This window comes from Paraglaciecola marina (assembly GCF_004360155.1).
Taxonomy (GTDB): Bacteria; Pseudomonadota; Gammaproteobacteria; order Enterobacterales; family Alteromonadaceae; genus Paraglaciecola; species Paraglaciecola marina.
This window is the reverse complement of sequence record NZ_SAIS01000001.1, coordinates 514,809-538,017: the sequence shown is the minus strand read 5'-3', so window position 1 is coordinate 538,017 and position 23,209 is coordinate 514,809. Positions and strand designations below refer to the sequence as shown.

21 protein-coding genes are annotated in these 23,209 nt (G+C 39.0%); 8 read left to right on the top strand and 13 right to left on the bottom strand.

Translation table 11 applies throughout. The annotated features are described in order from the left end of the window. Nucleotides 1-5: 5 nt before the first annotated feature. The 9 genes from pyrF to gyrA form a co-directional block, all read right to left on the bottom strand. Nucleotides 6-701 carry an orotidine-5'-phosphate decarboxylase gene (pyrF, locus tag EOK74_RS08470; protein WP_133469543.1) on the bottom strand — a complete coding sequence of 232 codons (696 nt, stop codon included), beginning with the start codon at nt 699-701 and terminating at the stop codon, nt 6-8. Nucleotide 702: 1 nt separating this feature from the next. Then, nucleotides 703-1,872: a lipopolysaccharide assembly protein LapB gene (lapB, locus tag EOK74_RS08465; RefSeq protein ID WP_133469542.1), complete on the bottom strand. Its 1,170-nt coding sequence runs from the start codon at nt 1,870-1,872 to the stop codon at nt 703-705. Beyond that, complete coding sequence (locus EOK74_RS08460; protein ID WP_133469541.1) at nt 1,872-2,144, bottom strand: LapA family protein; 273 nt, start codon at nt 2,142-2,144, stop codon at nt 1,872-1,874. Before EOK74_RS08460 ends, lapB begins: the two co-directional genes overlap by 1 nt. Before the next feature lie 166 nt (nt 2,145-2,310). Next, nucleotides 2,311-2,601, bottom strand: coding sequence for an integration host factor subunit beta (ihfB, locus tag EOK74_RS08455; protein WP_133469540.1), 291 nt, complete (start codon nt 2,599-2,601; stop codon nt 2,311-2,313). Nucleotides 2,602-2,706: 105 nt separating this feature from the next. After that, nucleotides 2,707-4,374 carry a 30S ribosomal protein S1 gene (rpsA, locus tag EOK74_RS08450; RefSeq protein WP_133469539.1) on the bottom strand — a complete coding sequence of 556 codons (1,668 nt, stop codon included), beginning with the start codon at nt 4,372-4,374 and terminating at the stop codon, nt 2,707-2,709. A gap of 102 nt (nt 4,375-4,476) precedes the next feature. Further along, the gene (gene cmk / locus EOK74_RS08445; RefSeq protein ID WP_133469538.1) at nt 4,477-5,175 is read right to left on the bottom strand and encodes a (d)CMP kinase; all 699 of its coding nucleotides are present in this window, start codon (nt 5,173-5,175) and stop codon (nt 4,477-4,479) included. A gap of 141 nt (nt 5,176-5,316) precedes the next feature. Then, nucleotides 5,317-6,597 carry a 3-phosphoshikimate 1-carboxyvinyltransferase gene (aroA, locus tag EOK74_RS08440; RefSeq protein WP_133469537.1) on the bottom strand — a complete coding sequence of 427 codons (1,281 nt, stop codon included), beginning with the start codon at nt 6,595-6,597 and terminating at the stop codon, nt 5,317-5,319. Beyond that, nucleotides 6,597-7,679: a 3-phosphoserine/phosphohydroxythreonine transaminase gene (gene serC / locus EOK74_RS08435; RefSeq protein ID WP_133469536.1), complete on the bottom strand. Its 1,083-nt coding sequence runs from the start codon at nt 7,677-7,679 to the stop codon at nt 6,597-6,599. Before serC ends, aroA begins: the two co-directional genes overlap by 1 nt. A gap of 132 nt (nt 7,680-7,811) precedes the next feature. Further along, nucleotides 7,812-10,499 carry a DNA topoisomerase (ATP-hydrolyzing) subunit A gene (gene gyrA, locus EOK74_RS08430; RefSeq protein ID WP_133469535.1) on the bottom strand — a complete coding sequence of 896 codons (2,688 nt, stop codon included), beginning with the start codon at nt 10,497-10,499 and terminating at the stop codon, nt 7,812-7,814. 283 nt (nt 10,500-10,782) lie between these two features. Here gyrA and ubiG point away from each other — a divergent pair, with 283 nt between their 5' ends. The 6 genes from ubiG to EOK74_RS08400 all read left to right on the top strand — a co-directional run bounded on the left by ubiG (nt 10,783) and on the right by EOK74_RS08400 (nt 17,375). Further along, entirely contained in the window at nt 10,783-11,499 is a 717-nt protein-coding gene (gene ubiG, locus EOK74_RS08425) for a bifunctional 2-polyprenyl-6-hydroxyphenol methylase/3-demethylubiquinol 3-O-methyltransferase UbiG (RefSeq protein WP_133469534.1), read from the top strand. Then, nucleotides 11,500-12,156, top strand: coding sequence for an HAD family hydrolase (locus tag EOK74_RS08420; protein WP_133469533.1), 657 nt, complete (start codon nt 11,500-11,502; stop codon nt 12,154-12,156). A 455-nt stretch (nt 12,157-12,611) separates the two neighbouring features. Next, nucleotides 12,612-14,927 carry a class 1a ribonucleoside-diphosphate reductase subunit alpha gene (gene nrdA, locus EOK74_RS08415; RefSeq protein WP_133469532.1) on the top strand — a complete coding sequence of 772 codons (2,316 nt, stop codon included), beginning with the start codon at nt 12,612-12,614 and terminating at the stop codon, nt 14,925-14,927. Nucleotides 14,928-14,992: 65 nt separating this feature from the next. Then, a complete protein-coding gene (gene nrdB, locus EOK74_RS08410; protein ID WP_133469531.1) occupies nt 14,993-16,123 on the top strand; it encodes a class Ia ribonucleoside-diphosphate reductase subunit beta in 1,131 nt (376 codons plus the stop codon). Next, nucleotides 16,124-16,393: a class I ribonucleotide reductase maintenance protein YfaE gene (gene yfaE, locus EOK74_RS08405; protein ID WP_133469530.1), complete on the top strand. Its 270-nt coding sequence runs from the start codon at nt 16,124-16,126 to the stop codon at nt 16,391-16,393. It begins immediately after the preceding gene. 70 nt (nt 16,394-16,463) lie between these two features. Then, nucleotides 16,464-17,375 (top strand): EamA family transporter, encoded by a 912-nt coding sequence (locus EOK74_RS08400; protein WP_133469529.1) that lies wholly within the window; start codon nt 16,464-16,466, stop codon nt 17,373-17,375. Nucleotides 17,376-17,568: 193 nt separating this feature from the next. On the opposite strand, the gene EOK74_RS08395 is transcribed toward EOK74_RS08400, so the two are convergent. From EOK74_RS08395 to dapA, 3 genes are all read right to left on the bottom strand, one after another. Then, on the bottom strand, nt 17,569-18,669 hold the full coding sequence (locus EOK74_RS08395; RefSeq protein ID WP_133469528.1) for a phosphoribosylaminoimidazolesuccinocarboxamide synthase: 1,101 nt from the start codon (nt 18,667-18,669) through the stop codon (nt 17,569-17,571). A gap of 105 nt (nt 18,670-18,774) precedes the next feature. Next, on the bottom strand, nt 18,775-19,881 hold the full coding sequence (gene bamC / locus EOK74_RS08390) for an outer membrane protein assembly factor BamC (RefSeq protein WP_133469527.1): 1,107 nt from the start codon (nt 19,879-19,881) through the stop codon (nt 18,775-18,777). Nucleotides 19,882-19,890: 9 nt separating this feature from the next. Next, nucleotides 19,891-20,772: a 4-hydroxy-tetrahydrodipicolinate synthase gene (gene dapA / locus EOK74_RS08385; protein WP_133469526.1), complete on the bottom strand. Its 882-nt coding sequence runs from the start codon at nt 20,770-20,772 to the stop codon at nt 19,891-19,893. A 156-nt stretch (nt 20,773-20,928) separates the two neighbouring features. On the opposite strand from dapA, the gene EOK74_RS08380 reads away from it, so the two are divergent. Together EOK74_RS08380 and bcp are read left to right on the top strand one after the other, a co-directional pair. Further along, nucleotides 20,929-21,465 carry a glycine cleavage system transcriptional repressor gene (locus tag EOK74_RS08380; RefSeq protein WP_239024053.1) on the top strand — a complete coding sequence of 179 codons (537 nt, stop codon included), beginning with the start codon at nt 20,929-20,931 and terminating at the stop codon, nt 21,463-21,465. 42 nt (nt 21,466-21,507) lie between these two features. After that, the gene (bcp, locus tag EOK74_RS08375; RefSeq protein WP_133469524.1) at nt 21,508-21,972 is read left to right on the top strand and encodes a thioredoxin-dependent thiol peroxidase; all 465 of its coding nucleotides are present in this window, start codon (nt 21,508-21,510) and stop codon (nt 21,970-21,972) included. Nucleotides 21,973-22,036: 64 nt separating this feature from the next. On the opposite strand, the gene EOK74_RS08370 is transcribed toward bcp, so the two are convergent. Further along, nucleotides 22,037-23,113 carry an AI-2E family transporter gene (locus EOK74_RS08370; RefSeq protein ID WP_133469523.1) on the bottom strand — a complete coding sequence of 359 codons (1,077 nt, stop codon included), beginning with the start codon at nt 23,111-23,113 and terminating at the stop codon, nt 22,037-22,039. Nucleotides 23,114-23,209: the final 96 nt, after the last annotated feature.

The window sequence follows — 23,209 nt, the reverse complement described above, 5'->3', positions numbered from 1 at the left end:
GTGATTTAGTAAATTGATTGGTTTATATCAATCAATGCTTGTAATGGGTCGGCTGCTTGGGTAATTGGCCGGCCTATTACGAGATAATCAGATCCAGCATCAATAGCATTTTTCGGTGTCATAATTCTTATTTGATCACCTTTATCAGCACCAACGGGCCTGATACCTGGAGTAACTAAGGTAAAATCTTGCGCCACTTCAGTTTTCAGCAAACTAGACTCCTGCGCTGAACATACCACACCATCTAAACCACACTTGTGGGTAAGCTTTGCTAGGTTCAACACTTGTTGCTGGGGAGATAAACTAATACCAATTGCATTCAGTTGCTCTTGATCCATACTGGTAAGTACAGTCACTGCTATCAAGAGTGGCTTTTTGGCACCGTAACTCTCTAGCCCTAACCGTGCTTGCTCCATCATCTTTGGACCGCCGGAGGCATGGACGTTAACCATCCATACACCTAAATCAGCTGCCGCCTGACAGGCTTTAGAAACAGTATTAGGAATATCATGAAATTTTAAATCCAGAAACACATCAAACTTTCTATTAACCAAGGTTTTGACAAACTCTGGCCCAAAGTGAGTGAACATCTCTTTACCTACTTTTAGGCGGCATAACTCTGGGTTTAATTTATCAACAAATGCTTCGGCTTGTTTCAATTCTGCAAAATCTAATGCAATCACTACTTTTGGATCTTTCACGCTATTCCCCGTCTAAGCCTTTAATCGGTCTAACCACACCCCATTTTTTACAGGAAGGGCATAACCAATGAAGTTGGCTTCCTGAAAATCCACAGCTGTGGCACCTGAATTTGGGTCTTTGTTTAATTTGTTCTTCTACTAAATCTTTTAACAAGCTCAAGCTATTGGTTGATTGATCATTGTGCTGTAAATCTATATATAACCCCATCAAGGTTTTAAAGCCTTTCATTGTGGGGTGCCTTCTAAGCTGGTCTAACAACACCTCTGCGGCTTTGTCTACATCACCGTCTTTTGCCATCAATTTAACTTTAGCCAGATAAGCAGTAGCACATTGTTGCCAATACTCATCTAAAACTTGATTTAGTTTCTGATCGTCATTTAACTTTTCAGCGCACTCTTCAATAAGAGGTACCGCTTCACTTAACCAATTAATATCACGTACAGGTACTTCTGATAGGTAATCTAAGGCTCTTTCGTATTGGTTTTCTTCCATGGCTATTTCGCCTAACATCAACCAAGGTCGAACTGCGTTTTCATCCGCTGAACTGGCTTTATGTAGACTATCTAACGCTGCCTCTATCTGAGTATTTTTCCAATCTATATTAGCCTGTTCACAATAAAAATGAGCCACTCTAGTATAAAGCTCATTACTATCACCACCCGCTCCTATCATCCTTTCTGCAAGCTCTATGGCACGTTGCCACTCTTTTGTTGTTTGATAAATATTAAACAGTTGAGTTTGAGCATTAATGAAATGGCGTTCGCTATTCAGTAATTGTAAAAATGCATTTTCGGCACGTTCTAAAAAACCGGCAAGAATATAATCTCTGCCTAACTCATATAGAGCAGACTCTCTTTGAGAGGGAGATATTTCTTCTTTACTAACTAAGTTTTGGTGAACTCGAATTGCTCTATCAAGCTCCCCTCTGTGACGGAAGAACTTCCCCATGGCGATATGCGTTTCAACAGTATCACTGTCTAAATCTATCATTTTAATTAGGGTATCGACGGCTTTATCAGGTTCATCTGACAGTAAAAAGTTTAAGCCTTTGTAATAATGTTTTGCAAGAATACTTGATTGACGACGCTGGGATTGCCTAGCGCTATTGCGGCCCATCATCCAACCATAACCAGCTGCAACAGGTAATAGAAGGAATAGAAGCTCTAACATTACTTATCAATTACCTGTTGGCTGAGCTTCTTATTTTTACGAGTTAGTGCAGTTATTTTCCATTTCATACGAAAATAGAAATAAATCCCCCCAGTAAAACACGCACCAAACCCCAGTAAAAAGGCAGACACTAATACTGTAGACATTTTTACTTGTGTCTCAGCCAATAAATAGTTAACCAAAACAATATGACCATTTTGAGTACCTATAAACCCAGCAATAACTAGCATCATCAATATAAAAATGAGTAGTACTAAACCTTTAATTTTCATTTGATGCCTCCGAGATTTTAACTAGAAGAAGTTGAATTTGGCGTATACAAGATGAATAACTGAACAGTGCAATAGGTGAGCTTTGGCCAGATATCAAAATTTGTAGCTTACTCTAACAAAAACGGCACCCTAATTGGAGTGCCGTTTTTAAAAAAATACTAAAGTATCAGTTAGCTAAGCTTTCGTTAACCCTTTCTCGTAATTCTTTACCAGGTTTAAAATGGGGGACATATTTGCCTTCCAATTCTACTGTTTCACCGGTTTTAGGATTACGGCCAACACGTGGAGCACGATAATGTAATGAGAAACTTCCGAAACCTCTGATTTCGATACGCTCACCTTTTTGTAAGGTTTGCGCCATTTGCTCAAGCATTTCTTTTATCGACGTCTCAACATCTTTAGCTGGGACATGGCTGACTTTATCGGCTAGTCTTTCGATAAGTTCTGACTTTGTCATTGTTAAACTTTCCCTCAATCAAAAAAACTTTCAGTACCGATAATAAGCGCGTAAGCATTTTTGTCAAAACATTAATGACTAAAAATAAACTACGCGCTGACCTTTCTAGTCGTTTTTAGCCGCTTTGAACGCGTCAGCGAATGCATTAGAGAAACCAACTTCTTCTTGTTGATTTACTTTATCTAGTGCTTCTTTCTCGTCAGCTTGGTCTTTTGCTTTAACAGACAAGTTAACGATACGGTTCTTACGATCAACACCCATGAACTTAGCTTCGATTTCAGAATCAACGCTAACTACTTCAGATGCATCTTCAACACGGTCACGAGACAAGTCGCCGGCACGTACATAGCCTTCAACTTCTTCAGCCAACTTAACTGTTACGCCTTTAGCATCAACTGCTGTAACGGTACCAGTAACGATTGTGCCTTTCTTAGTATCAGTGATGTACTGATTGAACGGGTCTTCTTCAATTTGCTTAACGCCAAGAGAAATACGCTCACGCTCTGGATCAACTTGTAAAACAACAGCTGAGATTTCGTCGCCTTTCTTAAAGTCACGAACGGCTTCTTCGCCAGTTTTGTTCCAAGAGATATCAGATAAGTGAACTAGTCCATCTATGCCGCCATCAAGACCAATGAAGATACCGAAGTCAGTGATAGATTTGATCTTACCAGAAACTTTGTCACCTTTACTCTGTGCTTTAGCGAACTCTTCCCAAGGGTTAGGGATACATTGCTTAAGACCAAGAGAAATACGACGACGCTCTTCGTCAATTTCAAGAACCATAACTTCAACAACATCACCTAAGTTAACAACTTTAGATGGGTGAATGTTTTTGTTAGTCCAATCCATTTCTGAAACGTGAACTAGACCTTCAACACCGTCTTCGATTTCAACGAAACAACCGTAGTCAGTAAGGTTAGTTACCGCACCGCTTAATTTAGCGCCTTCAGGGTAACGGTTAGCAATTTCTTGCCATGGATCGTTGCCCATTTGCTTCATACCTAGAGATACACGTGACTTCTCTTTATCAAACTTAAGTACTTTAACATTGATTTCGTCACCAACATTAACGATTTCACTTGGGTGCTTAACACGCTTCCAAGCCATATCTGTGATGTGTAGAAGACCATCTACGCCACCTAAGTCTACGAAAGCACCGTAGTCAGTAAGGTTCTTAACGATACCTTTAACTTCATGACCTTCTTCAAGGTTAGCAAGAAGCGTATCACGCTCAGCACTGCTTTCTGCTTCGATAACAGCACGACGAGAAACAACAACGTTGTTGCGTTTAGCATCTAGCTTGATAACTTTAAATTCTAATTCTTTACCTTCAAGGTGCGCAGTGTCTCTAACTGGACGTACGTCAACCAATGAACCAGGTAAGAAAGCACGAACAGTGTTAACTTCAACTGTAAAGCCACCTTTAACTTTACCGTTAATTACACCAATGATCGTTTCTTTTTCAGTGTACGCTTTTTCTAATTCTACCCAAGCTTCGTGACGTTTCGCTTTTTCGCGAGACAGGATAGTTTCACCGAAGCCATCTTCAACTGCATCCAAAGCAACATCGATAGAATCACCAACAGCAACATCAAGTCCACCATCTGCATTTCTAAACTGTTCAACTGGGATTGCACTTTCAGATTTTAATCCAGCATCTACAAGTACGATATCTTTATCGATTGATACGATAGTACCTTTAACAATAGAGCCAGGGCGGGTTTCAAGTTCTTTTAAACTTTCTTCAAATAGATCAGCAAAATTTTCCATATAGGTTTAATTCGTTTCTTTTTTAGACATCCACGATCAATCCAGTGGGCGTGGGGTTGTTATTCATAACCAAATCGCTCCTTAACTTGGCTGGCTTGTACTTTATTTACTAGTAGATAGCTTTTCGTTTGTTAACTTCTGCTTAGCAAATAATTCAATCTTTTCAATCACTTGCTCTACACTCAACTCAGTTGAATCTAAAACAAGTGCATCTTCAGCCGGAACTAACGGAGCAACACTGCGATTTATATCGCGGTCGTCACGGGCACGTATGTCGGCTAAAAGGCGCAGTATGCTAACATCATGCCCCTTTGCTTTCAACTGCTTATAACGTCTATCTGCACGTTCTTCAGCGCTAGCAGTTAAAAACACTTTAACTTCAGCCTCTGGAAACACTACCGTTCCCATATCTCTGCCGTCGGCTACTAAACCCGGAGATTGTTTAAATGCCCTTTGTCTTCTTAATAATGCTTCACGTATTGATGGTAATGATGCCACTTGAGATGCTACAGCCCCTACTTCTTCGGTGCGTATGGTGTCACTAACATCTTCCCCCTCTAGCATTACCTTTACTACACTTTCTGTGGCATCAAACTGCACGTCCAAACTTGACGCGAGAGGTAATAACCCTGCTTCATCTTCGCTAGGAATTTTATGATGAATGGAAGCAACCGCTAAAACCCGATAAATTGCTCCACTATCAAGAAAGTGCCAACCTAGTTTCTTTGCCAACAAAGTACTTGCGGTTCCTTTGCCTGCACCACTTGGCCCATCAATTGTGATGACCGGTTCTATGTACATGTGCTCTCCTGAGCCAATAAAATCGGGCGCAATTATACGGATAGTCAACAGATAAGCAATGACACTAAAGTGACAATTAATTTAAAACTAGTTTACAGGCTTCAGACAATAGCAGGGGCACATGGCCCCTAACGGCTTTTGCTATTGACAAATAGTAGAAAAGCGCTGGAAATAATCAGGGAAGGTTTTAGCTGTACATTTTGGATCATTGATCGTTACGGGAGTATCACTTAATGCAACCAGTGAGAAACACATAGCTACACGGTGATCATTGTAGGTATCTATGTCTGCATGGACCAGTTGTGATGGAGGCGTAATCGTTATGAAGTCTTCACCTTCGATGACCGTTGCTCCAACCTTACGAAGCTCAGTGCTCATGGCTGCTAAGCGATCAGTCTCTTTCACTCTCCAGTTATAAATATTACGAATGCTGGTATCACCCTTCGCAAATAAGGCTGTGGTTGCAATTGTCATTGCTGCATCTGGTATATGATTCATATCTAAATCCACACCATTTAGAGGTGCACCCGTGACTTCTAAATATTCTTCTTGCCAATTAACTTTCGCACCCATTTTCTCTAAAACTTCTGCAAACTTAATATCGCCTTGAATACTGTTTTTACCTATACCTGTCACACGAACTGTGCCGCCTTTGATTGCGCCAGCTGCTAAAAAGTACGACGCCGAAGAGGCATCACCTTCCACCATAAACTTGCCAGGAGACTGATACTGTTGTGAGCCTTTTACTACAAAAGCTTGGTAGTCTTGATTCTCTACTTCAATTCCAAACTTAGCCATAGTGTCTAAGGTAATATCAATGTAAGGCTTAGAAACTAGCTCACCACTAATGCTGATAGTTGTGTCGTTTTCAAATAAAGGTGCACTCATTAACAAGGCAGTTAAAAATTGACTAGAGACACTGCCATCTACAGTAACATCACCACCATTCAAGGTTTTTCCTTTTATCAATAATGGCGGGTAGTCAGGATTTTTCTGATAACTGATATCAGCACCGGCCTGACGGAGAGAGTCCACTAAAGCCCCTATTGGCCTTTCTTCCATTCTTGGCTCACCAGTGAGTTCGAACTCGCCCTGACTTGCAGCCAATGCTGCACATAGGGGTCGCATAGCCGTACCAGCGTTTCCTAAGAACAAAGTGATAGGGTTATCTACTTTAAATGCACCTTGATTACCTGCCACCCAACATTCAGTCTTACAGTCTGATAAACGATAATGAACACCTAACTTAGTTAAGGCATTCAACATATGATGAATATCTTCACTGTCTAATAAATTCGTTAAATGAGTTTCACCTTGAGCAAGGGCCGCAAGTAGTAAAGCACGGTTAGATAAACTTTTAGAGCCAGGTACATTCACTGTACCTTGTACTTTTTTAATTGGGGGTAACAACAATTGCTGCATTATTTATGTCTCCTAGCAAACTCTTGCATAAAATTAGTTAAGGTTATCACGCCTTCTAAAGGCATAGCATTATAAATACTAGCGCGCATCCCCCCAACTTTACGGTGCCCTTTCAACGCCACTAAACCCATTGCCTCAGCTTGTTCTAGAAAAACACTATCTAAGTCAGTACTAGGTAAATGAAAAGTCACATTCATCTTAGAGCGAAAGTCAGGGTGAACCTTATTGATATAAAAATCACTTTCATCAATACATTGATATAAAAGCTCAGCTTTTTGGCTATTAACAGCAGCTATTTTTTCTAATCCACCTTGGGCTTTTAACCACTTAAAGACTAACCCTGCTAAATACCATGAGTATGTAGGTGGCGTGTTATACATGGAATTAAATTTAGCTATGGTTTGATACTTCATAAACGAAGGAGTTTCGGCCATAGCACTATCAAGTAAATCATCTCGAACAATTACGACAGCCAACCCCGATGGTCCTATATTTTTCTGTGCGCCTGCATAGATGACACCGAATTTCGATACATCTAGTGGCTTAGATAATATATTTGAAGACATATCAACGACTATGGGGACATCTCCTGTTTCAGGAATGGTATTAACTTCTATGCCATCAACAGTTTCATTAGAGCAGTAATGGAAATAAGCAGCGTATTTGTTAATCATTTCAGCCGTAATACTAGGAACAACAGACAAACCGTCTTTATGTTCTGTTTTTGCTACTAGATTGCTAGATAAATACTTATTCGCTTCATCAAATGCGTCTTGGGACCATGATCCTGTGGTTAAAAAGTCAGCTGTTTTGCCCCTACCTTGCAAGTTCATTGGAACAGCAGCAAATTGCCCACGCCCGCCACCATGTGCAAACAACACTTTATAGTTGTCTGGTATAGCGAGCAAATCTCGTAAGTCTTGTTCTGCTTGTTCTGCTAGGGCTATATATTCTTTACTTCTGTGACTGATCTCCATCACAGAGCGACCTAAGCCTTGCCAATCTAATAGCTCATTCTGAGCTTGTTGCATTACGTCTACTGGCAACATTGCGGGGCCAGCACAAAAATTATAAATCGTCATAACCTTCCAATATAAAGGGAGTCAAAAAAAACGAGCGGCATTGGCCACTCGTTTTGTGTTTTCAATTAATGGGTATTAATACTCATTAATTAGTAATTTTCCATATTTTTCAATATAAAAAATTAGACTCTATTATTCGTCTTCGTTAGGTGCTGATGAATCATCAACAGCATCTGTTGGACTAGCTTCGGTGACTTCTGCGTCGGCACCTTCAACTAATTCAACTTCTAGCTCTTCGATTTCGTCAATACGCTGTAAGCCAACAACGTGTTCACCTTCAATAGTACGAATTAATCTGACACCTTGAGTGTTACGACCAACTGTTGAAACTTCTTCAACACGAGTTCGAACTAGAGTGCCTTGGTCACTAATCAGCATAATTTCATCAGATTCATTAACCTGTACAGCCCCCACTACTTTACCGTTTCGCTCAGAGACTTTTATTGAAACCACGCCTTGAGTCGCACGACTTTTAGCAGGGTAATCTGCAACAGGGGTACGTTTACCGAAGCCGTTTTCAGTTGCAGTTAAAATTGCACCATCACCCTTTGGTACAATCAAGGACACAACTTTCTGACCTTCTTGTAAACGAATACCACGAACACCTGTGGCCGTTCTACCCATTGGACGTAATGCAAGTAACTCTTCGCCAGACTCTGGGTCAAGCTTCACTGCACCGGTTTCTGAGTCACGTTGTTTCTCGTTAAAGCGAACCACTTTACCCGCGTCAGAGAACAACATGATGTCGTCTTCACCATGGGTAATATCAACCCCAATCAATTCATCTCCATCATTTAGGTTAACAGCAATAATACCGTTAGCTCTTGGACGTGAGTAGGAGGTCAATGCAGTTTTCTTGACGGTTCCGTTAGCGGTTGCCATCAATACATATTTACCTTCTTCAAATTCTTGAATAGGTAAAATAGCAGTAATACGCTCACCTTCTTCAAGAGGTAAGATATTGACAATAGGACGACCACGGGCATTTCGGCTAGCTAAAGGTAGTTGATACACTTTTAACCAATATAAGCGACCACGGGTAGAGAAGCACAAAATATGATCATGGGTATTAGCCACTAATAACTTTTCAATGAAATCTTCATCTTTCATCTTAGTGGCTGATTTACCACGGCCACCACGACGTTGAGATTCATAGTCATTTAGTTTTTGGTACTTAACATAACCTTCACGAGACAAAGTAACGACCACTTCTTCACGTTCAATTAAATCTTCGATGTCTATATCATGAGACGCAGCTGTAATTTCTGTACGGCGAGCATCGCCATATTCATCACGCACTTTCTCTAGTTCTTCACGAATAACTTCCATTAATCGCTCAGGGCTACTCAAAATGTGTAATAACTCAGCAATAATCTCTAGCAACTCTTTGTATTCTGACAATATCTTGTCGTGCTCTAAACCAGTTAATTTGTTCAGGCGCAAATCTAATATTGCTTGAGCTTGTTGCTCGGTTAAATAATATTGTCCGTCACGAATACCATACTGAGGTTCTAACCAATCAGGTCTAGCGGCGTCATTTCCGGCACGCTCTAGCATTTCTGCTACATCACCTAACGACCAACCTTGGGCAGTTAACGAAACTTTTGCATCTGCAGGGCTTTTAGATGCCTTGATTAACGCAATAATTGGATCAATGTTGACCAATGCAATCGCTAAACCTTCAAGAATATGAGCGCGCTCACGGGCCTTTTTAAGTTCAAATACCGTACGTCTGGTAACAACTTCACGTCTATGTAAAACAAATGCTTTTAGGATATCTAATAGATTGAAAATTCTTGGCTGAGTTTTATCCAGCGCCACCATATTGATACCAAACACAGTTTGCATTTGAGTTTGAGAATAAAGGTGATTCAACAGCACTTCAGCAGATTCGTTACGCTTAACTTCAACCACAATACGCATACCATCTTTATCAGACTCGTCACGTAAAGCAGAAATACCTTCAATTTTTTTCTCTTTAACTAAATCCGCAATTTTTTCAATTAAGCGAGCTTTGTTAACTTGATAAGGTATTTCATGAACAATAATGGTTTCTTTACCATTATCTTCTGTTTCTATTTCTGCACGGGCACGCATATATATTTTGCCACGACCAGTACGATAAGCTTCTTCTATACCTTTTCTACCACTTATAAATGCAGCAGTTGGGAAATCAGGGCCAGGTATATACTCTATTAGCTCTTCAATAGTAAGCTGAGGATTGTCTATTAAAGCAATACAACCATTTACCACTTCGGTTAAGTTGTGAGGGGGTATATTTGTCGCCATGCCCACAGCAATACCTGAAGAACCATTTACTAATAAATTAGGTACTCTGGTTGGTAGCACTTCTGGGATAAATTCTGTACCGTCGTAGTTAGCAACAAAATCAACGGTCTCTTTTTCGAGATCGGCTAGTAATTCATGAGCAATTTTTGCCATACGAATTTCTGTATAACGCATTGCTGCCGCAGAATCACCATCAACAGAACCAAAGTTACCTTGACCGTCGACCAACATATATCTAAGAGAAAAAGGCTGCGCCATACGAACTATAGTGTCATATACCGCAGAATCACCGTGTGGGTGATACTTACCAATTACATCCCCTACTACACGAGCAGACTTTTTATAAGGTTTATTGAAATCATTTTTTAATTCGTTCATAGCAAATAAAACCCGGCGATGTACCGGTTTTAAGCCATCTCGAACATCAGGCAGCGCCCTGCCAACAATAACGCTCATCGCATAATCGAGATAAGAGTTTTTAAGTTCTTCTTCAATATTAATAGGAAGAATTTCTTGGGCGTGATCAGTCATATACAGCCTTGTCCCTAGTCGTTATTATTAGAATGTGTAAGAAGCATATTTCTGATAACTTTTGTTAGGCTAGGACTTAACATTGTTACTACCTTTACCATGCTTTTTAACACTGAATCGTTTTTCATATTGAACAAGTTATCCTACCACCTACAGATGAAAATAAATAGCCAGATGTAGTTCATATAGTGTGCAATTGGACCTCAAAACCTCATATAGACGATTTTATTTGATAAGATACTGGTATAAGCTAAACACCAAATAATAAACACAAACGCCATACATGACCCAAAAGCAAAATGTTGACCCAGTTGAAATCCAAAAATTCTCAGATTTAGCATCGAGATGGTGGGACCTCTCTGGAGAGTTCAAACCCTTACATCAAATTAACCCTTTAAGAACTGATTACATCAATCAACACAGTTTAGGTTTAAAGGAAAAAAAGGTAGTAGATGTAGGATGTGGTGGCGGTATTTTAGCTGAGAGCATGGCTAAGCATGGTGCCCACGTCACTGGTATTGATATGGGAGAAGCCCCTTTAGAAGTTGCCAGGCTACATGGTTTAGAGTCAGGGTTAAATGTTGATTATCAACAAATCACAGCAGAAGAGTTTGCAGATAAGTACGCTTCAAGCTTTGACGTAGTGACCTGTATGGAAATGTTAGAACACGTACCCGACCCCTGCTCTGTAGTAAAAGCCTGTTATAAAATGGTCAAGCCTGGCGGCCATGTATTTTTTTCTACTTTAAATAGAAATCTAAAATCTTACCTTATGGCCATTGTTGGAGCCGAATATATTTTAGGGCTTGTGCCTAAGGGCACTCATCAGCATGATAAATTCATAAAACCCTCTGAATTAATGTCATGGATTGATGACACCCAACTACAAGTACAACGAATGATTGGTTTGCATATTAACCCTTTCACTCAAGAATATTACCTGTCTCAACAGAATGTTGACGTCAACTACATCATTCATTGCCAAAACGAGCCTAGCTAAATGCAGACAAAACCCAATGCCATGTTATTTGATTTAGACGGTACCTTGTTAGAAACTGCCAAAGACCTAGGTAATGCCCTAAACCATGTTTTACTAACAAAGGAACGTCCTTTAGTCACATACGAGCAATATAGAAATATTGCATCCGACGGCGCAAAAGGCATGTTAGAACTGGGGTTTGGTGAAGAGTTAGAATTTTTAGACTTTGAAGATTTACGTCAACAATTTTTAACCCATTACGAAAATAACATCTGTGTCGATACAATATTTTTTGAAGGTATAGAAACCTTACTTAATGAACTTAATCAACAATCTATTCCTTGGGGTATAGTCACCAACAAACCTGAATTTTTAACTCAAAAATTAATCCAGTCTTTTCCATTATTGCAAGCGTGCAAAGTAGTAATAAGTGGCGATAGTTTGCCTGAAAGAAAGCCGCATCCAAAACCTTTACTTTATGCTCAAGAACAATTAGAAATTCAATCTCCAAACACTTGGTATATCGGAGATGCGCAACGTGATATTGAAGCCGCAAATGCTGCTAACATGACTAGTGTCGTCGCAGAATATGGTTACCTGCCAAGCATTCAAGAAAGCCACAACTGGTCAGCTGATATTCATATTCGTCAACCATTGGATTTACTTGCTTTTTTATAAAAACACGACCTTAGTCTAACTTTACAAAACACGACATATAGTGGTGGATGTTGCAAGCACCCCCTATATATCGATAAATAATAAAATCGTGTTTTTTAAATCAAAAAAGTTTTAATAAAAAAATATTACCAAATTATTCCTTGCATTCCTTTTACACGCAACTCAAAAGGTGGTTTTAGGTGAGTCACTACTAACCTTTTTTTTAATGCACCATCAGTGACCATAAAACCACCATATATTGGGTTGCAATCATCATAAAACCTCACTATCTTGTGGTCTGTTCATTACTCAATACCTATGTATGAAATTTACGGTATTGACTCATTTACTTTACAAAGTATGAACACATCAAAACATAGAGAATAAACATACGAGTTAGCACAAAAAGCTGTTACCTCGGGCAAGACACTGTCATCTCTACTACTTACAATTATAAGTTACGGCTAAACATAAATATGAATAACAATTTATACGTCACTAAGCGTACTGGCGAACGTGAAATCATTGACTTGGAAAAAATCCATAAAGTGATTGAATGGGCAGCCAAAGGATTAAATAATGTCTCTGTCTCACAAGTTGAAATAAAAGCGCATATTCAATTTTACGACGGAATTAAAACCGCCGATATTCATGAAACCTTAATTCGTTCAGCCGCCGATCTTATTTCGACAGATTGCCCTGATTACCAATACCTTGCCGCACGGTTAGCCATATTTCATTTACGTAAAAAAGCCTACGGCTGTTTTGAGCCACCTAAATTGTACGACCATATAAAGACTATGGTTGCTAAAGGCAAATATGATGAACATTTATTAGAAGATTACAGCGAAGCTGAATTTTCAGAGATGAATGAATACCTCGACCATTGGCGAGATATGAACTTCAGTTATGCGGCAGTAAAACAGCTTGAAGGTAAATACTTAGTTCAAAACCGGGTAACCGGTGAGATATACGAAAGTGCTCAGTTCTTATATATATTAGTAGCCGCATGTTTATTCGCTAACTACGAAAAAGACACTCGCATGGACTACATCAAACGTTTTTATGATGCCACGTCTAAGTTCAAGATCTCGTTACCCACGCCTATTATGGCAGGTGTAAGAACCCCTACACGGCAATTTAGTTCTTGCGTATTAATTGAAGCGGGTGACAGCCTTGATTCAATTAACGCGACCTCAAGTGCTATTGTTAAATACGTGAGTCAGCGTGCGGGTATTGGTGTGAACGCCGGTCGTATCCGTGCACTAGGTAGCCCAATTAGAGGCGGCGAAGCCTTTCACACCGGCTGTATTCCTTTTTACAAACACTTTCAAACGGCTGTTAAAAGCTGTTCTCAAGGTGGAGTTCGTGGTGGCGCCGCTACCTTGTTTTACCCCTTATGGCATTTAGAAATTGAATCACTACTGGTATTAAAAAATAACAGAGGTGTAGAAGAAAACCGCGTACGCCATTTAGATTACGGCGTGCAGTTCAATAAGTTAATGTATACACGTTTGATTAAAGATCAGCACATTACCTTGTTTAGCCCCTCTGATACTCCAGGCTTATATGATGCGTTCTTTGCTGACCAAGATGAATTTGAACGGCTATACGTGCAATACGAACAAGACGATAGCATTCGTAAAGAGCAAGTCAAAGCCATTGAATTATTCAGCTTATTTATGCAAGAGCGAGCCAGTACTGGGCGTATTTATCTACAAAATGTAGATCACTGTAATACCCATAGCCCATTTAACCCTAAGTTAGCGCCTGTACGTCAAAGTAACTTATGTTTAGAAATTGCTTTACCCACTAAGCCTTTACAGCATGTAAATGATGAAAATGGCGAAATTGCACTATGTACATTATCAGCATTCAACTTAGGTGCAATTGAAAGCTTAGATGAGTTTGCAGAACTGTCTGACTTAGCAGTACGTGCACTAGATAATTTATTAGATTACCAAGACTACCCTGTACCAGCAGCCTATAACGCAACTATGGGTAGACGTACATTAGGAATAGGCGTGATTAACTTTGCTTATTACCTGGCGAAGAATGGCGTTAAATATTCAGACGGCAGCGCTAATGGTTTAGTACATAAAACCTTTGAAGCGATGCAATATAACCTGATGAAAGCCTCATGTAATCTGGCCAAAGAAAAAGGTGCATGTCCTAAGTTTGACGAAACGACTTACTTCCAAGGGTTAATGCCAACGGATACCTATAAGAAAGATTTAGATAAGATTTGTGACGAGCCATTACATTGTGATTGGGATGCCCTAAGAGCAGACATCAAAAAGTATGGCCTGCGAAATAGTACGCTTTCTGCCTTGATGCCTTCAGAAACCTCTTCACAGATATCTAACGCCACTAACGGAATTGAACCACCACGAGGCCACATTAGTGTTAAATCGAGTAAAGACGGTGTACTAAAGCAGGTTGTACCTGAATATGAAAGACTTAAAGATAAATACGAGCTGTTATGGGATTTGCCATCAAACGACGGTTACTTAGAACTAACTGGTATTATGCAAAAGTTTGTTGATCAGACGATTTCTGCTAACACTAGCTACGACCCTAATAAGTATGAAGGCGGCAAAGTTCCTATGAAATTACTGCTTAAAGACTTATTAACCAGCTACAAGCTAGGCGTTAAAACCCTTTATTATCACAACACCCGTGACGGTGCAGATGATGCAACACAGCAAGAACTGGCTGGTCAAAAGTTTGTACCTCAAGAGGTTGTGGTAGAAGAAGATGACGACTGTGCTGGCGGCGCATGTAAGATCTAAATTCGATTAGCTGCCTCGGCAGCTTTTTTCTGAGTAGTTTGAATAATAAATGGCAACAAGACTTAATGAAATATACAACTTTTAATCAAATTAATAATAATCCACTAACAGAGCCAATGTTTTTCGGTAACCCAGTCAACGTGGCCCGTTATGATCAACAAAAACATCAAATTTTTGAAAAGTTGATAGAAAAGCAAATAAGCTTCTTTTGGCGCCCTGAAGAAGTTGACGTGAGTAAAGATAGAGTTGATTTCCAAAAGTTAAGTGACTCAGAAAAGCACATTTTTATTTCTAATTTAAAATATCAAACGCTACTTGATTCCATACAAGGTAGAAGCCCAAACATTGCCTTTTTACCGATTATTTCTATCCCTGAATTAGAAACTTGGGTAGAAACCTGGTCGTTTTTTGAAACGATTCACTCACGTTCTTATACTCATATTTTGCGTAACCTTTTTGGTGACCCAAGTAGTATATTCAACGATATAGTCGAGAACGAAGAGATTAAAAAGCGGGCTGCAGATATTTCAAAGTATTATGACGACCTAATTTTTGCTACCCAGCTTTGGCAAACTCTAGGTGAAGGAGTTCATACAGTCAAAGGTGTTACGCATACGATTACCATGCGTGAATTAAAGAAAAAGTTATACCTGTGCATGAACTCAGTTAATGCCCTAGAAGCTATTCGCTTTTATGTTTCTTTTGCTTGTACTTTTGCGTTTGCAGAAAGAGAGCTAATGGAAGGCAACTCTAAAATCATTCGCTTAATTGCAAGAGATGAAAACTTACACCTTACCTCTACCCAGCACGTTATAAATTTATGGGCAAAAGGCAAAGATGATCCAGAAATGGCTGAAATAGCAGAAGAGTGTAAAGAAGAAGCCACGGAAATATTCCTTAACGCTGTTGAGCAAGAAAAAGAATGGGCTGCATTTTTGTTTCAACATGGCTCTATGATTGGCTTGAACAAAGAAATTTTATGTCAATACGTTGAGTTTATTGCCAACCATAGAATGTCGGCTATAGGCCTAGGGCAACCATTTGATGTAAAAAGTAACCCGTTACCTTGGATGAACAATTACTTAAGTTCAGATAATGTACAAGTTGCTCCACAAGAATCTGAGATCAGCTCTTACTTAGTGGGTCAAATTGACTCTGAAGTAAGTGCAGATGATTTTGGTGATTTTGATTTATAAATGAGTAAAAATACAAGCAGTTTTATGGTGGATATTAAACACCATAAAACCGTTCAACATCAGCCAAACAAGAGCTTGTTAGAAACCATAGAAGTGCATAACATTGAGATTCAATATCATTGTCGTGAAGGGTACTGTGGGGCTTGTAGAACTAAATTACTTAAAGGTGAAGTTGAATATAAAACAGATCCGCTAGCTTTTATTGATGACAACGAAATTCTACCCTGCTGTTGTTTTCCTTTAAGCTCAATTGAAATTGAAATCGACTAAGTCCTAAAATTCACAGTAGCGGCTTACAAGACATACATAATGTCGCAAGCCTAATATTTAAGGACACACAATGACACCTAAAGACTTACTTCTTGCCGTCTTTATAATAGTAGTTTGGGGCGTAAACTTTGTTGTCATCGCTTGGGGACTAGAAGGCATGCCACCACTATTAATGGGGGGGTTACGTTTTTTACTTGTGGCTGCTGTTGGCTCATTATTTTTCAAACGCCCTAACACACCTATTCGTTGGTGGTTTGCTTATGCTATCCCCATCAGCTTTTTACAGTTTGCATTTTTATTTTCAGCGCTTGCTTTTGGCATGCCAGCAGGCTTAGCGTCTTTAGTACTTCAATCTCAAGCATTATTTACCTTAATTTTTGCCAGTTTTCTATTACACGAAAACATTAAATCACATCAAATCCTAGCACTGATTATTGCGGCTTTAGGCTTATCATTGATCGCCATTAGCCAAGATAACCAAAACATGACAGCCATAGGTTTTGCTCTCACCTTAGCAGGTGCTGCAGGTTGGGCTTTAGGTAATATTAGTGCCAGAAAAATTAGCCAAAAAGGTTACACATCAAATGTAAACTTGGTTATCTGGAGCGCGTGGATCCCCCCTATTCCTTTCTTTATTTTTAGTTACTTTTTTGAAGGTCCAGAAGTTATTTATCAAACATTAACTAATTTTAGTATGCAATCTTGGTGGGCATTAGTTTATTTGGCCGCTGTTGCAACCATTATGGGATATGGGCTTTGGGGGTATTTGTTAGGGCGTTATCCAGCAGCACAAATTGCCCCTCTCACACTTGGTGTGCCACTCGTTGGCTTAACAGCTGCTTCTGTACTCCTTAGCGAAGAAATAACCACTCCTCAATGGCTTGGGATAACGTTAGTACTGCTGGGGCTTTTAACAAATATATTCGGTTTAAAACTTAAAAACTTATTAAACTCTAAACGTAAAATAGTTAAACAGAATTAGGAACAATTGGTCTTTGGTGAATAAAATTTAATTCAAAAAAAACACTAATTAATCGCAGTTATGATTTGTAATCAGTAGCCTCAGTCACTCATCGACAACAGAAAATACAGAACATCTAAGAAGTCATATACTAGCTGCGTAAATTTACGCTGCTAGTGCGCTAGTTACTTTATACAAATACAATACCGTTTAATTAAATCAGTTGATATTGCTCTTTTAATATCTTAATAATTTCTGCTCGAGGGTCTGAACTTAATGCTAAAGTTTCTCCAGTAATCTTTTCAGCAATATCCATATAGGTGTTTGATACTTGCATGAGTACTTCTACAGGAAGCGCGTTATCACGAGCTAAAGCTTCACGTTCAGGCATTCTATTTTTGTTTAACAAAATATCAGGATCTGGGAAATAGTTAAGTAGTAACTGTCTAAAGCCTTCTTTAGAGTTCTCCTCTACTTTTCCTTGTTGATACTTATCTGCATCCCAAATACGTGATGAGTCGGGAGTCCCTACTTCATCCATATAAATCAGCTTGTCGTTACCTTCTAAGTCTTTTACATATCCAAATTCAAATTTAGTATCGACAAATATTTGACCAATATTCTCTAAAGCATCACTAATTACATTAAAACCTTCGGTTAGCAGCTTCTCATATAATGTAATGTCTTGCTCTTGTACAAAGTGGAAGGCAGCGTAATTATCTTGAATATTCTGACGAGTGATATTCACATCATCGGCTTCTGGTACTCCATCAACCCCTTTTAATACTCCTTTTGTAGAAGGGGTCATTAATAACTTTGATAGCTTACTATCTTGGGTTAAGCCTTCTTCTAATTTAATACCACAAAAATCTCTTTCGCCCTTTTCATAAGCACGCCACATAGAACCCGTTATATACTGGCGACATATTGCTTCTATCATCACAGGTTTAGCTTTTTGTACTATCCACACAAAAGGATGGGGAATATCTAATATATGACTATCTGCTAAACCTTGCTCTTTAAATAACCTAAACCAATGATTTGAGATAGCATTCAAGGCTGCTCCTTTGCCAGGCACACCTTGCATTCCTTGTTCACCATGCCAAATACAATCGAACGCAGAAATACGGTCACTGATAACCATAATTGCCAGTGGTGTATCACTTGGAACAGGATAGTTATGTTCTTTTATTAAACGGCAGCTGTCTTGTTCGGTTAACCAATAAACCGAGCGAACTTTTCCGCTATGAACGGGCAAATGAGTACGTATTGGTAGGTCATCGTTTACTGATAAAATTGAGTCTGCAATCGACATTTAAGGTCAACTCCACAAGGTCAAAAACAAAAGAAGCAACTAGAGAGCACTAGTTGATAGTTGCCAACCCAACACCTAAAAATTAAGTATTAGGTTGGCGATATTTTAAATATCTAAATTATCATCAGACATGTTTTCAGAGAAAGGTTGAAACAGATCTGTCAGTTTGTTTACAGCAAATGGTTGGCTTTCTTCATCCATAAACGTAATGGATGTTTTATTTCCAATATCTAACACTTTAATTCTATATTCGTCTTCGTCAAGAGGTAGCTCACCACTTTCACTAGACCAAATATTACTCCACCAAGAACCTTCCCCATCACTGTAACTAGTGAAGAGCATACCACTTGATTTATCGAGATCTTTTACATCAAAGCCAAGCTTCTTAAGTACTAACAACAGTCGAGGCCAAGCTATGTCATAATCTGCATCTACTATAAATGCTGGTTCACCATCAGCATCAAAACCTAGCTCTGTTTGTAACCCTTGGCGAATTTGACGGAAACGTTTAACAGATTGAACTCGAGTATTGAATTCATAATGTGCTACCACTTCATTCAAAACATTAACTTCAAATCGTCTTTGATCTTTGGGGACCAAAATTTCAGGACTTTCAGGGGTTAACTTTTCTTTATAAGCCACTAAGTTAGCACTTAACGAAGCCGTTCTACCATGTGGCTTTTTATCGATTTTAAATTCAAAACGTTTACTTACAACGCGCTCTGAACCGTAAATGGTATACCAACTGTTCTCCAAACTTGCATCATAAACAATCCAATCTGTTACTAGGCGCAAATTTTCTTTGTCTAATTCTTGTATACCATAGCCCTGCTCTTCAACAAAACTAATAAGCTGATTCCAAATAGAGACTTCTAATGGTTCATCATCATCCATTTGATCAAACCATACTCTAGCAACTCTTGAACCTTCATCAATATGTGAGCCAGCTACAACAGGCAACACTAACGATGGAGACAAAACACTTAGCTCTTTTCCCAAAGTATCTGTCGGTGCGGCAGCACCTAATTCTGGTAACTTATAACTCTCACTAAATTTTGGAGAATCAATCCCTTCAGGGATATTAATACGTTGCCCCGGTGTTTCTTGGGTATATTCAAAGCTTCCACTAGCTAACTCTCGTTCTTCAACTGAACTACAGGCCGCTAGTAAACTTACTAGAGCAACACCTGTTACTTGATACTTATAGGTCATGCATTCTCCTTAAGAAAGTACGCCAGAACTGCGCATGACATCTTCGATATGTTTTTGGCTCTCAAGTTCCGACTCAACCATAGGTAAACGTAAAAAAGCTGAATTAGTTTTACCCATTTTGTATAAAGCCCACTTTGGAAGCACTGGATTAGGTTCAACAAATAAGGCTGAATGTAAACCTTCAATCTGATTGTCGATTTTTTTTGCTAAGTCAAACTCTTTATTTTTGGCAGCATTACACATATCTGCCATTTGTTTTGGTGCAATGTTTGCGGTCACTGAAATCACTCCATGGCCACCATTTGAAAGAAATTCACAGCCCGTTGCGTCATCACCACTTAACAACACGAAATCGTCTGGGACAAGAGCTTGGGTTTCTTTCAAGCGGCCTATGTCGCCGGTCGCATCTTTTAGGCCCACAATTTTAGGGTGTGAAGCAAGTTCAGCAACAGTTTCAGGTAACATGTCAGCCACAGTTCGGCTAGGTACGTTATACAATAAAACCGGTAAATCAGTAGAGTCAGCAATTGCTTTAAAGTGAGCAACCATTCCCTTTTGTTGCGGCTTATTATAATAAGGCACCACACTTAGAAAACCTTGAATGCCTGTTTCCGCCATTTGCGTACTTAAAAAGATGGCTTCCTCAGTCGAGTTTGCACCACTACCTGCAATCACAGGAATTTTACCTTGGGCATATTCCACCGTTTTGCGCACAACTTCAATGTGCTCAGAGAAAGGTAAAGTTGCAGATTCGCCAGTGGTACCAACTGCTACTATACCATGGGAACCATTTTCGATATGAAACTCAACAAGATGCTTTAATGAAGGGTAATCAATTTCACCATTATCAAACATAGGCGTGATCAGCGCCACAAAACTACCAGTAAACATGGTCTCTCCGTAAAAAATTAGCGCCTAATGGTAAAGACCTAGTCCATTAAAAACAAGCATTGAATAACTAAACACACACTTTATAAGGGAAACTGGATCAACCTCCCTAAAATCATGTATGTTATAGCCAATTTAAACAATGGAATTTGCTTAAAAATGAGTCAACAATTGATAATCACCATCTTAGGCGCCAACCAACTTGGGGTGTTAAGCGACTTAGTCGATACGGTGTTTAGTATTGGATGCAATATTTTAGATAGCCGACAAGCCGTATACGGTAAAGATTTCTCTCTCACTATGATTGTAGAAGGAAGCCAAAGCGCAATTACTCAAGCCGAATGTTTACTACCACAAACCTGTCAAAAGTATAACTTGTTATCCATTATGAAGCGGACTACAGGGCATTCTAAACAAAATTTGGAACATATTGCAGATGTGGTAGTGACAGGTCTTAGAACCCGTGGATTAATTGATCAAGCCACACAATTCTTCGACCAGCATAATATTTCAGTAAGTGCATTCAGGTTAAAATTTGTCAATGATGAAGACGAGCCCAACGCATCAAATAAACAAATGAAATGTAAAATGGTTATTTCAATTCCACATGATTTAGACGTAAATATGATTGAACAGTCTTTTCAAGCTTTGTTATCAGAGCATAATTTACAAGGTACAATTACCTTAAATCATTAATTTTTATATTTTAAACAATAATATTTTTTAAGGGCTTCCATAATGCAAACACTTAAAGTTGGCGATCCAGCACCACAGTTTTCACTTTCAAATCAAGATGATAAAACCGTCTCTCTAACAGATTTTAGCGGCAAGAAAGTACTGGTATATTTCTATCCTCGCGCTTCAACTCCAGGCTGCACCGTGCAAGCTTGCGCTCTACGAGATACAAAATCTGAGTTAGATGCATTAAACGTTGTGGTATTAGGCATCAGCCCAGACACTCCAAAGAAACTTACTAATTTTATTACCAAGCAAGAATTAAACTTCACTCTATTAGCTGATGAAGACCATGCAGTCTGCGAAGCATACAAGGTATGGCAGTTAAAAAAATTCATGGGAAGAGAAAATATGGGTGTAGTAAGAACCTCTTTTCTGATTGATGAAAGTGGCAATATTGAACATGTATTCGATAAGTTTAAAACTAAAGACCATCATGAAGTAGTGCTTGATTATTTAAACAGCTAATAACGCTTATTTAGTGAAGTAATAACACAACTAGCATGTAGCGCTAGTTGTGTAAAAAGCCAACTTAGTTGGCTTCCATATTTTTGTTGTATATTTTGGGACTAGACCAAGCAGTGCTTACTGCTTTTACTAATGTTGCCAATGGGATAGCAAAAAACACTCCCCAAAATCCCCACAAACCGCCAAAAAACAGCACTGCGATGATTATATATACAGGGTGCAAACTTACTGCTTCCGAAAACAATATAGGCACCAATGCGTTTCCGTCTAATGCTTGAATAATGCTATATGCGATCATCAAGTACCAAAAGTCTGGGGTCAGCCCCCATTGAAACAGTGCCACTATGGCAACGGGTATAGTGACTACAGCAGCACCGATATAAGGGATCAATACCGAAAACCCAACCAAAACCCCTAATAACAGCGCATATCGCAAGTCCATAAATGCAAAAGTAACTGCTGAAACTGTCCCAACAATCACAATTTCAATAACCTTACCTCGAATGTAATTGGCAATTTGCGAATTCATTTCGGTACCAACTTGTTTTATCAAGCGGCGCTCTGCGGGCAACAATGAAGAAACATTGCCTAACAAAATGACTTTATCTTTTAGCATAAAGAACACCATTAATGGTACTAGGATCACATATATTAATAACGCACCTAATCCCCCTAAAGAACTAAATGACGCAGAGAGAAACTGCTCACCTAAAGAGACTATCTTTTCATTCACGCCTACTAGCATATTTTGAATATGAGAGGTTTCTACAAAATCTGGATATGTTTTTGGCAATTCTAATAACCAGGTTTGCCCCTCTTCCCAAATCTGAGGCATTTCTGTTATTAGATTAATACTTTGTTGCGTAACTACAGGCACAATGCCTATAAAAGCTAATATTGATATACTTAAAAAACCAAACAAAACTAAAACAGTCACGTAACTTCTAGATAACCCCAGTTTTTCTAATTGAGTCACTGGCCAATCTAATAAATAGGCTATCACCGCAGCCACAATTACAGGCATTAAAATGCCTCCCCACACAGCTAACAACAAAGATGTTATTATTAGTAGCATGAGTAACATGACTGAATCTGGATCGGAAAACTTGCGTTTATACCAACGTTCAAAAATGCTTAACATTTAGATCCCTTCTTTTTCCATGAAAAACAACAGCTAACACCTTTGATACTTCTCATTTATGGTTAATGTATGTGAGAATGACATTATTGCACAAAG